Origin of the sequence: Plantibacter sp. ME-Dv--P-095, assembly GCF_030209365.1 — a bacterium.
In the GTDB taxonomy this organism is placed as follows: domain Bacteria; phylum Actinomycetota; class Actinomycetes; order Actinomycetales; family Microbacteriaceae; genus Plantibacter.
Genome location: NZ_JARVSB010000003.1, coordinates 249,778 through 263,331, shown reverse-complemented (window position 1 = coordinate 263,331; position 13,554 = coordinate 249,778). Strand labels below are relative to the sequence as shown.

Sequence of the window (13,554 nt, the reverse complement as noted above, 5' to 3'; positions counted from 1 at the left end):
AGTGCGCCCTTCGACAGGCTCAGGGACCGGACAGGACCCGGCACGCAAGGGGGGTGCAACTCCCAGCGTGCAGTGCTTCGCTGGAACTCCCGCATTCTCCGAAGGAGCACACGCATGACCGACACCACCGCTCGTCCCGCAACCGCCGCCGGCACCTTCGACCTGGGCGGCGACCTCACGGTCAACCGCCTCGGCTACGGCACGATGCAGCTCACCGGCGAGGGCGTCTGGGGCGAACCCGACGACCGCGACGGCGCCATCCGTCTCATCAAGCGAGCCGCTGAGCTCGGCGTGAACTTCTTCGACAGCGCCGACGCGTACGGCCCCGACGTCACCGACACCCTCCTCCGCGAGGCACTGCACCCCTACGACGACATCGTCATCGCCACGAAGGTCGGCCAGACGCGTCAGGGCCCCGGCGAATGGACGCCCACCGGCGTCCCCGCGTACCTCCGCCAGCAGGTCGAGCTCGGCCTCCGCCGCCTCGCGGTCGACCGCATCGACCTCCTGCAGCTGCACCGCATCGACCCGACCGTGCCGTTCGAGGACCAGATCGGCGAACTCCGCAAGCTCCAGGACGAGGGCAAGATCCGGCACATCGGGCTCAGCCAGGTGAGCGTGGCCGAGGTCGAGGCCGCCCAGCAGATCGCCCCGATCGCGTCCGTCCAGAACCTCTACAACCTGACGGACCGCTCTTCGGAGGACCTCCTCGACTGGTCGACCGAGCACGGCGTGGCCTTCATCCCGTGGTTCCCGCTGGCGACCGGCGCCCTGAGCAAGCAGGACGGCCCGCTCACGCAGCTCGCCGAGCGTCACGACGCGACGCCCTCGCAGCTCGCGCTGGCCTGGCTGCTGAAGCGTTCGCCCGTGATGCTCCCGATCCCCGGCACCTCGAGTGTCGAGCACCTGGAGGACAACCTGCAGGGCGCGACGATCGAGCTGACCGACGACGAGTTCGAGGAGCTCTCCGCCGTCTCGGAGTAGCGCTCCGCCCGTCGACAGGCTCAGGGGCAGGGGTCAGCGGAGCCGCTTCGACAGCTCGTGCGCCTGTTCGAGGAGCAGCCCGCCGAGGAACGCCTGGCGCTCAGGCCGGAACCGGGATTCGATCCCGGTGAGACTGAGCGCCCAGGCGGGCTTCCCGGCGGCGTCGAAGACCGCGGCGCCCATGCCCCAACTCCCCTCGAGGATGAGTGCCGGGTTCACCGCGTACCCGCGCTCCCGCGTCTCCTGGATGCGCTCCCGGACCCGCTCGGCGGCATGGGCCTCGCCCCACCGCTCGACGAGGTCGGCGCGCGCGAGGTAGTCGTCGATCTCCGAGTCGGTCGAGAACGCGAGGATCGCGAGCCCCGCCGAGGCAACGCCCAGCGGGAACCGGACCCCCTCCGTGAGCACGAAGGAGCGGACCGGGAAGCTGCCCTCCTCGCGTAGCAGGCACACGGTCTCGAAGCCGCGGCGCACCGACAGGAACGCACTCTCCCCGCTCTCGTGGGCGAGGATGCGGACGCTCTCGCAGGCGAGTTCGGCCACGTCGTAGCGTTCCGCGGCGAGCGAGCCGAGGAGGAACAGTTCGGGTCCGAGGTGCCAGCGGGCCGCCCGGGCGTCGTGGTCGAGGAACCCTTCGGCCGCGAGCGAGGCGAGCAGGCGGTGCGCCGTCGGCCTCGTCAGGCCTGCGGCCGCAGCCACGGCCAAGGACGACGCACCACCGGGGTGCTCGGACACGATCTTCAGGATGCGGCTCACGCGCGAGACGACCTGCGCACCGCGCATCGCCTCAGCCACCTCGCACCACCGGATTGTCCACATGGTGAGCATACGCCGTGGCCTCGACCACGTCATGAGCGGATCGGTCGGTCGAGACGACCCCCGCATTGACGCCCCGGATGAGGTGTGCGTGACTACTGTGCAGGCGGGATCGTCGTACCACCATGTGGGCACCCGCCGATCGCCGTATCCACGAAGGAGTGACATGACGAAACGTTGGTCGAGCGCCGCCGAAGCGCTGCACGAGGTCGTCCAGGACGGCGCCACCATCGCCGTCGGCGGGTTCGGCCTGAGCGGTAACCCGAGCGACCTCATCGAAGCGCTCCGGGACACCGGCGCCACCGACCTCACGATCGTCTCCAACAACATGGGGGTCGACGGCAAGGGCCTCGGCATCCTGCTGGAGAACCGTCAGGTGCGGAAGGTCGTCGCCTCGTACGTCGGCGAGAACAAGCTCTTCGCCAAGCAGTTCCTCGACGGCGAGCTGGAGGTCGAGTTCACCCCGCAGGGCACCCTCGCCGAACGGCTGCGCGCGGGCGGCGCGGGGATCGCCGGGTTCTACACGAAGACCGGTGTCGGCACCCCCGTCGCGGAGGGCAAGCCGACGGAGGTGTTCGACGGTGAGACCTACGTGCTCGAACGGGGCATCGTCGCCGACGTGGCACTCGTGCACGCCTTCCGGGCCGATCGCGAGGGCAACCTCGTCTTCCGGCACACGGCGCGGAACTTCAACCCCATCGTCGCGACCGCCGGCCGCCTGACGATCGCGGAGGCGGAGGAGGTGCTCGAGGACGGCTACCTCGACCCGAACACCGTCGTCACCCCCGGCATCTACGTCCAGCGCCTCGTGACGGCGACCCCACGGGTGAAGGACATCGAACAACGGACCGTGCGACCCGCCGTCGCGGCGAGCGAAGCAGCGAGGAGCTGATCATCATGTGGACGAGAGACGACATGGCCGCGATCGCGGCGACCGAACTCCACGACGGCGAGTACGTCAACCTCGGCATCGGCATCCCGACGCTCGTCGCGAACCATGTCCCGCCCGGGGTGCACGTCACCCTGCAGAGCGAGAACGGCCTGCTCGGCATGGGTCCGTTCCCGATCGAGGGCGAGGAGGACGCCGATCTCATCAACGCCGGGAAGCAGACCGTCACGCTCCTCGACGGCGGCAGCTACTTCGACTCGGCGACCTCGTTCGGCATGATCCGCGGCGGGCACGTGCAGCTGGCGATCCTCGGAGCACTGCAGGTCTCCGGCGCCGGCGACCTCGCGAACTGGACCATCCCGGGCAAGCTCGTCAAGGGCATGGGCGGCGCGATGGACCTCGTCGCCGGGACGCCGCGGGTCGTCGTCGTGACCGAGCACGTCGCGAAGGACGGCAGTCCGAAGATCGTCGCGGCGTGCGACCTGCCCCTGACCGGCGTCGGCGTCGTCGACCGGATCATCAGCGACCGTGCCGTGTTCGATATCGTCGAGGGGGCGCTCGTGCTGCGAGCGTTCGCCCCCGACACGAGCGTCGACGAACTGCGCTCACTGACGGGTGCGGAGTTCACCGTCGAGCTCGATCCGACCACCACCGGCGGCGTGCCGACCGCACCCGCCACGCCTCAGGAGGCACGCGCATGAGCACCGTCATCGTCGGGTACGCCCGCACCCCGTTCGTGAAGTTCAACGGAGCGTTCGCCTCCGTCCCCGCCACCGAGCTCGGTGCCCACGCGATCCGTGCCGCGCTGTCCCGCGCGGGGGTCGACGCCGCCGAGGTGCAGCAGGTCATCGGCGGGCAGGTCCTCCAGGGCGCCGCGGGCCAGAACCCCGCACGGCAGTCCGCCGTCGGCGCGGACATCCCCTTCACCGTTCCCGCCATCACCGTCAACGCCGTGTGCCTCTCCGGTATGGAGGCGATCGTCACGGGCACGCGCCTCATCGACGCCGGCGAGGTCGACGTCGTCGTCGCCCTCGGCCAGGAGTCCATGAGCCTCGCCCCACACGCCTGGTCGGGGTCGCGCGCCGGCAAGCGGTACGGCGCCATCGAGCTCATCGACACCCTCGACCACGACGGACTGACCGACGCCTTCGAGCACCGCTCCATGGGGTCGTCGACCGAGGAGCGCAATGGCTCGCTCGGTATCGCGCGCGCCGAGCAGGACGCGTGGGCGGCGGGGTCGCACCAGCGCTTGGCGGCCGCCGCGGACATCCAGGCCGAGGAGATCGAACCGTTCTCCGTGCCTGGCCGGAAGGGTCCGACGGTCGTGAGCGCCGATGACGGCCTCCGTGCCGACACCACCGCCGAATCGCTCGCTGGACTCCGGCCGGCGTTCGGTGGTGAAGGCACCATCACCGCGGGCAACTCCTCGCAGATCACCGACGGTGCCGCCGCGGTCGTCCTCATGAGCGAGGAGGCGGCCGCCGCCCGCGGGCTCACCCCGATCGCCCGGGTCGTCGCGCACGCGCTCGTCGCCGGTCCCGACGTGGGGCTGCACGCCCAGCCGTCCAACGCGATCCTCGCGGCCCTCGCGAAGACCTCGCTCACGGCGGAGGACCTCGCCGCGGTGGAGATCAACGAGGCGTTCGCCGCCGTGTCGGTGCACTCCACGTCGGAGCTCGGCGTGGACCCGGCGATCGTGAACGCGAACGGCGGCGCGATCGCCCTCGGTCACCCGATCGGGGCGTCCGGCACGCGGATCGTCGGTCACCTCGCCCGCCGTCTCGCGGCCGTCGGGCCGGGTGCCGTGGGTGCGGCCGGCATCTGCGGCGGTGGTGGCCAGGGTTCCGCGATCGTCCTCGAGGCCGTCTAGCCGGAGCGTGCGGCCGGCTCGGTCTCCTCAGACGGGTTCGCCGGTGACGGTGTAGCGGAGGTGGACGACACCGGCCGCGAACCGGCGTTCGTCGACGAGCTCGAGACGCCGCCGGAGGTTGGCCGGCAGCGCATGCAGGCCGCCGCCGACGATCACCGGCGTGAGGAAGAGCTGCACCTCGTCGACGAGCCCGGCGGCCATCGCCTCCGCCGCGAGGTTGGGGCCGCCGACGCTGAGGTCGCGGTCCGACTCCGCCTTCCAGCGACGCACGGCCTCGGGGTCGAACGACCGCTCGAGGCGGGTCCTGCTCGTGGAGACCGCGTCGAGCGTCGTCGAGTAGACGATCTTGTCCGCGGCCAGCCACATCGCGGCGAAGTCGGTGATCTCCGCCGGTTCGTCCGGGAGCTCGTCCGCGGTCTCCCAGAACGTCATGATCTCGTACATGCGGCGACCGAAGAGGTAGGTGCCGATCGGTCGCGCGAGCTCGTTGACGAAGGCGTGCACCTCGGCGTCGGGCGCGCTCCAGTCGAAGCGACCCTCCTCATCGGCGAGGTAACCGTCGAGCGAGGTGATCGCCGAGTAGATGAGCCTGCCCATGAGTCCTCCGTCGCCGATGCCGGTACGCCAGAGGCTAGGCCGCCGTCACGACCGAGCACAAGGGACGGCCCGAGAGGCCCTCGCGTGTACAGCAGAGGAAGGGTACGATAAAATGTGTTTTAGATCTCTAAAACCTCATAAATGGAGTTCCGATGCCGAAACGTGTCATACCCCCGCGGCCGGTGGTCCGCGATGGGCTCATCATTTTGGGGCAGCTCGTCAAGGAGGGTCGTCTCGGGCGGAGATGGACCCGCAACGAACTCGCCCAACGCGCCGGCATCTCCGTCGCGACGATCGCCAACATCGAGAACGGTGCATCGAGCACCGCTGTCGGCACCGTGTTCGACGTGGCCGATCTCGTCGGTGTCCCCATCTTCGGAATCGACGACCGGGTCGAACTCGCCCGCCTGCGCAGACGGGGGGAGGATCGGCTGGAGCTGCTCCCCGCCCGCGTGCGCCACGGTCGGCAGGAAGAACTGAGCGATGACTTCTGAACGCGTGTTCGTGTGGACCTGGCTACCCGGCTCCGAGGTGCCCATCGTCGCGGGTGCGGTCGAGATCAGGGGCGACACGATGCCCTTCGTCTACGCAGCGACGTATCGGAATCGTCCCGAGGCGATCAGTCTCTACGCACCGGAACTTCCCTTACGGTCCGGAACGATCGAACCGCTCCCAGGCCTCACGATCGCAGGTGCTCTGCGTGATGGCAGCCCGGACGCGTGGGGGCGAGCCGTCATCGACGACCGTCAGGCGCCTGGTGACCGCGAGCTCACCGAGATCGACTACATGTTGGCGTCAGGAAGCAACCGATTCGGCGCGATCGACTTCCAGCAGAGTCCGACCGAGTACGTGCCTCGCGAGAGCACGGCGACGTTGGCCGAACTTCAGGAGGCGTCCGCGACGCTCCAGGCTGGCCGGAAGCTCCCTCCATCACTCGAGGACGTGCTCATCAGGGGCACCAGCATCGGCGGGGCCAGACCGAAGGCGACCATCGTCGACGACGGCGTGGCGTACATCGCGAAGTTCTCCTCCAGTTCGGACCGCGTCTTCAGCGTCGTCAACGCCGAAGGGACGGCGATGGAACTCGCTCGCCGCGCGGGCATCAGAACCTCGATAACCGAGGTCATCACGGTGGATTCCAAGGAAGTACTGCTCGTTCGAAGGTTCGACCGTGACGGCCTGAAGCGGAAGCATGTCGTGTCGGCCCTGACGATGAGTGCGCGCGACGAGTGGTCGGGGACTCGCGCGAACTACCCCGAACTCCTCGACTCACTCCGCAAGCACGGGTCGGCGACCTTCGAACCGGGTCGGGAACTGTTCGAGCGCATCGCCTTCAACATGGCGATCTCGAATTCCGACGACCATGCGCGGAATCACGCCGCGTTCTGGGACGGCGCTCATCTCACCCTCACGCCCGCGTACGATCTGGCTCCGAATGCGCGATCCGGAGACACCGCGACGCAGGCCATGGCCTACGGGCGATCAGGGGAGAAACGCTCGAACTTCGCCGAGCTCGTGAAGGCGTCGGCGATCTACGGCCTCTCCCCCGAAGATGCGCGCGCGATCATCAACCACATCATCGAGACCATCCGGGATCAGTTCGATGATGCGGCGGACCTCGCGCGGGTGCCGCTCCGAGACATCGAACTCCTCAAGAAGCACCTCTTCCTCAACCCAGGTGTTCTCCACGACTACGCACCATGAGTCGGCGAGCCACCCACCCCGACCGATCAGGCCGGCGGGATGACGAGGGTCGCGAAGGAGTCGGCCGGCAGCGTCGGGGTGATGACGTCGTCGCCGATCACGATCTGGACGGGCAGCGGCTCGCCGAGGTCGTTCTGCATCACGAGTACGACCCCGCCGTCCGGGTTGCGGAACGCGAGCAGGTTCTCGTGCCCGGTCCAACTCATCGTCGCGAGACGCTGCGCGCCCGGCTGCAGGAAGTGCCCCAGGTGCCGCATGAGGAAGTACTCGTGCGTGTACCGGAACGTGCGCCGCTCGGGATCGACGACGACGAGTGAGTTCTGCGCCCACCCCCATCGGCTGACGCCTCCCTCGGTCAGCGCGAGGTTCCAGTAGGTGTACGCCTCCGCTCCGTGCGTGAAGAAGTGACGCATGAGCCCCCAGCTGTACCGGGCGAACCGCCAGTCGTTGCGACCATCGCCGCACTCCTGCTCGGTCTGGTACAGCGCCAACTCGGGATGGGCGTGGTGCACGGCGGCGATCGCCCCCTTGCCGGCCCATTGGAATCCGACCCCCTGCACCCACGGGCCTGCCGCGGGGTCGGCGAGCACGGTCTCGATCTGCGCGTCGTGCGGTCGCTCCTCGGTGCCGAGGAACACACGCACCCCCTGCCGGTCCATCTCCGGCCCGAGCACGGCGATGAAGCGGGCGAGTCCCTCGGCCGTCCAGACGCAGCTCGGGAACACCTGTGCCGAGTTGAACTCGTTCTGCGGCATCACCATCTCCACCCGGATGCCCTCCTCGCCGTAGGCCTCGACGAATCGGGCGAAGTAGCGGGCGTAGGCCTCGAGGTACCGGTCTTCGAGAATGAACATGTCCGTCCCCTCGGCACCCAGCTGGTCGTCGCGGATGCCGTTGTCGACGTCGGACCCGTCCCAGGGGCGCGCGGCGGCGTAGTGACCGTTCGTCTTCATCCACGTCGGCGGGCTCCACGGCGACGCCCAGAGCCGCAGGTCGCCGCGGTACCGCTGTGCCGCCTGGATGAACGGCACGAGCGTCGCCCGGTCGTGGTCGATGCTGAAGTGCTCGAGCCCGAAGTCGCCGTCGACCTCGTCGTAGGAGTACCAGTCGGTGGAGAAGTCGTTGGCGCCGACGGGCATGCGGCAGAGCGAGAGGTTGAGCCCGGCGCCAGGGGTGAAGAGGTCCGACAGGATGCCTTCGCGGTCCTCCTCGGACAGCAGCCCGAGCGCCGTCCAGCCGAGCTCGTTGAAGCATCCGCCGATGCCGTCGATCGTCTGCTGGGGCGAGGCGGTGTCGACGATGACGTTCGGCATGCCCGTCACCCGGCCGAAGGCGAGCGGCGGCTGCTCCTGCCAGGGCGCGTCCTGGGTGGTGACGACCCACGAGACCGCCCGCGCGTCAGTGGCCGCGGTTCCAGGGTTGGCGGGGCTGCTGCTCGTCATCGAGTGCCTTTCGACGGGGGTCCTCCGTGGACCACGACCGGTGCTCCCACCAGTATGTTGCAGAACCCGCGAAAACCGAAGAGTGTTCATCATTGGCTTGCCATAGGCGCAGCACACTCGGGCCGAGCGCCCGTGGAACGGCTCGCGGAACCGCCCTAGGCTCGGATCATGCCCGACTCCTCCGCGCCCCGCCCGCCGCAACCCGGAGCCGAGCTCCCCGACGCCCGCGGGCGCACCGGCCTGCACCGCACCGGCCTCGACCTCACCGGCAACCCGCGGGTCCAGGTGACCGATGTCGAGCTGCTCGCCACCGCCTGGCACGTGCTCCGCCGGACCACCCTCCGGGTGCAGGACCGCTCAGGCGCCTGGTCCGTCCAACAGCGGGAGACCTATGACCGCGGCAACGGCGCCACCATCCTGCTCTACCACGGCGACTCACGGAAGCTCCTCCTCACCAGGCAGTTCCGGTACCCGGCGTACGTCAACGGCCACCCGACCGGCGAACTCATCGAGACCGCAGCCGGCCTCCTCGACGACGACGACCCCGAGACCGCCGTCGCCCGCGAGGCACTGGAGGAGACCGGGTTCGCCGTCGAGGCCGTCGAGCACGTGTTCGACGCCTTCATGAGCCCGGGCTCCGTCACCGAACGACTCCACTTCTACGCCGCGGAGTACGACCCGGCCGCCCGCTCAGGTGACTGGGGTGGGCTCGCGGAGGAGGGAGAGGAGATCGAACTCCTCGAACTCGACATCGACGATGCCGTCGCGCGGATCGGGGTCGACATCATCGACGCCAAGACGATCATGCTGCTCCAGTGGGCGAGGCTGACCGGGCCCTTCGCCGGGCCGGCCCCGCGCGTCGAAGACTGAACGGCGGCACCCGACCTCAGGGGCCGCGAGCCGTCAGGCCGAGCGGATGATGTCCGTGAGCACCGCGCAGCCGAAGTCCAGCGCGTCGAGCGGCACGCGCTCGTCGACCCCGTGGAACATCCCGGGGAAGTCGAAGTCCGCGGGCAGCCGGAGTGGGATGAACCCGTATCCGATGATGCCGAGGCGACTGAGCGCCTTCGCGTCGGTGCCGCCGGGGATGAGGTGCGGGAGCACGGTCGCCCCGGGGTCGTGGCGTTCGATGGCGGCCTCGATGACGGACACGAGCTCCCCGTCGTTCGGCGACTCCATCGCGATGAGTTCCAACTCGACCTCGATCTCGACCTCGGCGCCGGCGGCCTCCCGGAGACGCGCGAGGACCTCGTCACGTTGCCCGGGCAGGAACCGTGCATCGACCGTCGCCGTCGCGGACTCGGGGATCACGTTCTCCTTGTAGCCGCCGGAGATCATCGTGACGTTCGCCACGTTCTGCAGGCCGGCCCGGAGCCGGGACGCGCTGGGCCCGACGAGCGCGGCGAGGTCGAACGGCGACAGCTCGGGGGCGGCACCGGTCAGTTCTCGGAGTCGCTGGAACAGGTGCGACGTCGTCTCGGTGAAGGACACCGGCCAGTCGAGCGCACCGATGCGTCCGACCGCGGCGGCGAGCTTCACGATCGCGGAGTCGCGGCTCGCGAGGGACGCGTGACCGGCAGCGCCGTGCGCCGTCAACCGCAGCCACAACACGCCCTTCTCGCCGGTGTTCAGGAGGTAGGCGCGACTGTCGGCCCGCGCTCCGAGCGCGACGCTGTACCCGCCGCCTTCGCTGATCGCGTGACCGACCCCGGCGAACTGCTCGGGGTGGTTCTCGACCATCCACTGGGAGCCGAGCACGCAGCCGGCCTCCTCGTCGGCGAAGAACGCGAGGACGACGTCCCGTTCGGGCTGTTCGCCGGCGGTGACCAGGCGTCGCACCGAGGCGACGATCATCGCCACCATGTTCTTCATGTCGACGGCGCCTCGACCCCACAGCATGCCGTCGGCGATCTCACCGCCGAACGGGTCGACGGTCCATGCAGCCGCGTCAACGGGCACCACGTCGAGGTGTCCGTGGAGCAGCAGGCCGGGGAGGCTGCGGTCCCGGCCTGGCCAGCGGGCGATGAGGTTGGTCCGGCCCGGTTCCGCCTCGAAGCGTTCGCAGAGGATCCCGACCTCACCGAGCAGGCGTTCGACGAGGTCGGCGGCGCGGGACTCGCCGACCGCTCGCCCGCCACCGTAGTTGGAGGTGTCGATCCTGATGAGGTCGCGGGTGATCGACACGACCTCCGACAGGGCGGCAGGGTCGGCGACGCGCACGTCCGGGCTCATTCCGCGGTCCGCGGGACCACGGTGAACCGGCGGTTGGCGAGCGAGGGCACTCGCGCCCGGACGTCGTCGAGTCTGGCCGGGTCGAGCTCGGCGAAGATCACACCGGGTGCCTCGCCGGCGGACGCGATGACGACGCCAGCGGGGTCGACGACGATCGAGTTGCCCGTCGCGAGCGGCCCCGTCTGGTTGGCGCTGACGACGTAGGCGGTGTTCTCGATCGCCCTCGCCCGGACGAGCGTGGTCCACGTGTCCTCCTTGCCCGGGCCGACGATCCACATGGCGGGCAGGAGGATGACGTCGGCCCCCGCGTCGACCAGGCGTCTGGCGCTCTCGGGGAAGCGGAGGTCGTAGCAGGTGAAGGCGCCGAAGCGGAGGCCGCCCAGCTCGAGGACGAACGGCTCGGTGATCTCGCCGGCGGCGATGCCGTCGCTCTCGGCGTATCCGAAGGCGTCGTAGAGGTGCACCTTGCGGTACGTCGCGACGATCTCGCCCTCGGCGTCGATGGCGACGAGCGTGTTGTAGGGCAGGCCGTCCGGGTTCGCCTCGATGGTGCCGACGACGGTCGGGAGCGAGCGCGCGGCGGCTGCCGCGGCGACGCCCGTGATGAACGGCCCGTCGAGGGGTTGGGCGATCGCGGCGAGCGCGCTCGGTGGCTCGGAGGTCGCGTACCCGCTCATCTCCGGGAGCACGAGCAGCTCGGCTCCACCGGCGGCGGCTTCGCCGAGGAGTGCGACCACGCTGGCGAGGTTCTCGTCGGTGTCCGTTCCGGCGGAGAACTGCCCGGATGCGATGCGCATGTGAATCCTCGTTCCGTGGTGGGGGGCGACGCCCGGCGGGCGCGGCCGTCCAGCCACCCTATGCCGAGATCGGTGCGGGACGCCGTCTGAACCGGAGCCTGCCCTGGCTCACGAGGATGCCGAGGACGACGATCACGCCACCGACGGGTTCGTTCCAGTGGAGGACCTCCCCGAGGACGAGGATGCCGAGCACGACGCCGACGAGCGGCGTGAGATAGGTGACGGTCGACGCCGCGGTCGCGCCCCAGGAGTCGACGATCATCGTCATCCAGATGTATGCGACACCGGTGCCGAGGGCGCCCAGCGCGACCATGCTGGCGACGACCGGGAGGTCGAGCGACACGGGCTGCATCGCGATGAACGGCGAGAGGACGAGCATGATGACGGCGGCGAGCGAGATCTCCATCGCCGAGATGACGACGGCGTCGTAGCTGTGGGTGCCGAGGACGAACTTGCGCAGATAGACGAAGGCGGTGCCGTAGCAGAGGGTCGCCCCGAGGCAGGCGAGCTGCGCGGGCACGGACTCCAGGATCGCCGGGTCGCCGAGCACCCGCCAGGGGCCGACGACCATGGCGACGCCGAGCGCTCCGACGAAGATCCCGAACACCTGCAAGCCGTTCAGCCGCTCCTTCGGGAGGAACAGGGCGCCGACGGCGAGCGTCATGATGGGCGTCGTCGCGTTGAGGATGCTCGAGAGCCCCGACGGCAGGAACTGCCCGGCCCAGGAGAACAGGAGGAAGGGGGCGACGCAGAGGAACACCGAGACGACCGCGAGGTGCGCCCACAGTCGTCGCTCGCGCGGCCAGCGCCGACGGGTGACGGTCATGATGATGCAGAGCGTGATGGCGCCGAGCAGCACCCGCGACAACGCGACCTGCGAGGGCGAGAGGCCGGTCAGCCCCGTCTTCATGAAGAGGAAGCTGGACCCCCAGATGAGCGCGGCGCCGAGGTAGGCGAACAGCACCCTCCGGGATCCCGGTGCGACGAGCGCGGTGACGCGGGTGGTCGGTGCTGCGGCGCTCATCGTGCTCCCTCATGTCGGACGCCCCAGCTTGGCACGAGCCGCCGACGCTCTGTGGCGCTAGCGTGGGCGGATGAGCCGTTCCCCCTCCCCCAGTTCCACCCTGGTCGCCCTCGCAGAGCACTGGGCGGCCGAGCGGCCGGCCATGCAGCCGGGCAGCCCCACCATCACGATGCTCGGGGAGGGCACCGCGAACGAGGTGGCCGCCGTGGAACTCGACGGCGGCGAGCGCGCCATCGTGAAGCTCTCGCCCGCCGAGGCCGAGGGCCTCACCTACGAGCGGAAGCTCATGCACACGGAGGCCCTCGCGCTCCGCATCCTCGGCCGCGCTGATGTCCCGCAACCGGAGATCGTCCTCGCAACCGACCTCGACGGCCGCGACGCCCTCATCATGACCGAGCTCACCGGCCGCCCGGCGAACAGCACCGAGACCGTCCCGCTCGCGCGCGACGTGATGGGACGGACCCTCGCGCGCCTCCACGCTGCCGGTCGCACGCCGTTCCACGTGGAACCGGACGACGACGAGGACGCAGCGCTCTCCCCCGCCACCGGTCTCGACGACGGGAACCGGTTCGGGTATCCGTTCCGCCCTGAGCTGCAGGCGACCACGGCGGGCGAGGCGTACCGGGTCCTCCTCGACGCTGTGCTCGCGGACGCCGTGCGCTTCGAGGTGGATCTGCCGGTCGACGCCGCTCGGCTCATCGGGCTCGTCGACGAGGCACTCCCGGCGTTCGATGCCGTGACCGAGGCGACCCTCGTGCACTTCGACCTCTGGGACGGCAACCTCCTGATCATGCCCGAGCACGGCGCTGAGGCCGCCCAGCTCACCGGGGTCATCGACCACGAGCGCGCGCACTGGGCGGACCCGACCGCCGACCTCGTCTCACTCGCCCTGTTCACCGACGTCCCCGCGACGATCGCCGACGACGCCGAGCTGCTCCGCACGTACCGGGAGGAGTCCGGCCACGAGCTCCTCGCCGACGAGTCGGCGTGGACCCGCGCCCGCCTCTGGTCGCTGTACCTCGCGTTGATCATGGTGGTGGAGGGCGTTCCCCGCGGCTACGAGGGCGACTGGTTCGTCGAGCACGACGCGACCGTCCGCACCTGGATCACCGACATCGCCGCTGCGCTCGCTTGAACCACTCGACCGCCGGACGGGCGTCGGGCTAGACTGGTCGGCTCGCCAGGCGGTGGGCGGCCTC

General features: G+C 69.8%; 14 protein-coding genes. 8 read left to right on the top strand and 6 right to left on the bottom strand.

The window, feature by feature from the left end:
- Nucleotides 1-114 precede the first annotated feature (114 nt).
- Nucleotides 115-984, top strand: coding sequence for an aldo/keto reductase (locus tag QRN26_RS03820; protein ID WP_056780308.1), 870 nt, complete (start codon nucleotides 115-117; stop codon nucleotides 982-984).
- 33 nt (nucleotides 985-1,017) lie between these two features.
- Here QRN26_RS03820 and QRN26_RS03815 read toward each other — a convergent pair whose 3' ends face one another.
- Nucleotides 1,018-1,767 carry an IclR family transcriptional regulator gene (locus QRN26_RS03815; RefSeq protein ID WP_285035326.1) on the bottom strand — a complete coding sequence of 250 codons (750 nt, stop codon included), beginning with the start codon at nucleotides 1,765-1,767 and terminating at the stop codon, nucleotides 1,018-1,020.
- A 199-nt stretch (nucleotides 1,768-1,966) separates the two neighbouring features.
- On the opposite strand from QRN26_RS03815, the gene QRN26_RS03810 reads away from it, so the two are divergent.
- Genes QRN26_RS03810 through QRN26_RS03800 form a run of 3 tightly spaced genes read left to right on the top strand, consistent with a single transcriptional unit; the run spans nucleotide 1,967 to nucleotide 4,559 of the window.
- Complete coding sequence (locus tag QRN26_RS03810) at nucleotides 1,967-2,692, top strand: CoA transferase subunit A (RefSeq protein ID WP_285035325.1); 726 nt, start codon at nucleotides 1,967-1,969, stop codon at nucleotides 2,690-2,692.
- A 5-nt stretch (nucleotides 2,693-2,697) separates the two neighbouring features.
- Nucleotides 2,698-3,390 (top strand): CoA transferase subunit B, encoded by a 693-nt coding sequence (locus QRN26_RS03805; protein WP_056780312.1) that lies wholly within the window; start codon nucleotides 2,698-2,700, stop codon nucleotides 3,388-3,390.
- Complete coding sequence (locus QRN26_RS03800; protein ID WP_285035323.1) at nucleotides 3,387-4,559, top strand: acetyl-CoA C-acyltransferase; 1,173 nt, start codon at nucleotides 3,387-3,389, stop codon at nucleotides 4,557-4,559. The genes QRN26_RS03805 and QRN26_RS03800 overlap by 4 nt, the downstream gene beginning before the upstream one ends.
- 27 nt (nucleotides 4,560-4,586) lie before the next feature.
- Here the strand turns inward: QRN26_RS03800 and QRN26_RS03795 are convergent, their stop codons facing one another.
- The gene (locus tag QRN26_RS03795) at nucleotides 4,587-5,156 is read right to left on the bottom strand and encodes a dihydrofolate reductase family protein (protein WP_285035322.1); all 570 of its coding nucleotides are present in this window, start codon (nucleotides 5,154-5,156) and stop codon (nucleotides 4,587-4,589) included.
- A gap of 152 nt (nucleotides 5,157-5,308) precedes the next feature.
- Here QRN26_RS03795 and QRN26_RS03790 point away from each other — a divergent pair, with 152 nt between their 5' ends.
- The gene (locus tag QRN26_RS03790) at nucleotides 5,309-5,650 is read left to right on the top strand and encodes a helix-turn-helix transcriptional regulator (RefSeq protein ID WP_056010021.1); all 342 of its coding nucleotides are present in this window, start codon (nucleotides 5,309-5,311) and stop codon (nucleotides 5,648-5,650) included.
- The gene (locus QRN26_RS03785; RefSeq protein ID WP_285035321.1) at nucleotides 5,640-6,860 is read left to right on the top strand and encodes a type II toxin-antitoxin system HipA family toxin; all 1,221 of its coding nucleotides are present in this window, start codon (nucleotides 5,640-5,642) and stop codon (nucleotides 6,858-6,860) included. The genes QRN26_RS03790 and QRN26_RS03785 overlap by 11 nt, the downstream gene beginning before the upstream one ends.
- Before the next feature lie 26 nt (nucleotides 6,861-6,886).
- Here QRN26_RS03785 and QRN26_RS03780 read toward each other — a convergent pair whose 3' ends face one another.
- Complete coding sequence (locus QRN26_RS03780; protein WP_285035320.1) at nucleotides 6,887-8,302, bottom strand: glycoside hydrolase family 30 protein; 1,416 nt, start codon at nucleotides 8,300-8,302, stop codon at nucleotides 6,887-6,889.
- 168 nt (nucleotides 8,303-8,470) lie between these two features.
- Between QRN26_RS03780 and QRN26_RS03775 the strand changes: the two genes are divergently transcribed.
- A complete protein-coding gene (locus QRN26_RS03775) occupies nucleotides 8,471-9,172 on the top strand; it encodes an NUDIX domain-containing protein (protein WP_285035319.1) in 702 nt (233 codons plus the stop codon).
- 33 nt (nucleotides 9,173-9,205) lie between these two features.
- Here QRN26_RS03775 and QRN26_RS03770 read toward each other — a convergent pair whose 3' ends face one another.
- The 3 genes from QRN26_RS03770 to QRN26_RS03760 are packed head-to-tail and all read right to left on the bottom strand — an operon-like array spanning nucleotide 9,206 to nucleotide 12,355.
- Entirely contained in the window at nucleotides 9,206-10,534 is a 1,329-nt protein-coding gene (locus tag QRN26_RS03770; protein ID WP_285035318.1) for a M20/M25/M40 family metallo-hydrolase, read from the bottom strand.
- Complete coding sequence (locus QRN26_RS03765) at nucleotides 10,531-11,331, bottom strand: carbon-nitrogen hydrolase family protein (RefSeq protein ID WP_285035317.1); 801 nt, start codon at nucleotides 11,329-11,331, stop codon at nucleotides 10,531-10,533. The genes QRN26_RS03770 and QRN26_RS03765 overlap by 4 nt, the downstream gene beginning before the upstream one ends.
- A 58-nt stretch (nucleotides 11,332-11,389) precedes the next feature.
- Nucleotides 11,390-12,355: a DMT family transporter gene (locus QRN26_RS03760; RefSeq protein ID WP_082498575.1), complete on the bottom strand. Its 966-nt coding sequence runs from the start codon at nucleotides 12,353-12,355 to the stop codon at nucleotides 11,390-11,392.
- A gap of 70 nt (nucleotides 12,356-12,425) precedes the next feature.
- Here QRN26_RS03760 and QRN26_RS03755 point away from each other — a divergent pair, with 70 nt between their 5' ends.
- Nucleotides 12,426-13,490, top strand: a complete 1,065-nt coding sequence (locus QRN26_RS03755; protein WP_285035316.1) for a phosphotransferase family protein — start codon at nucleotides 12,426-12,428, stop codon at nucleotides 13,488-13,490.
- Nucleotides 13,491-13,554 lie beyond the last annotated feature (64 nt).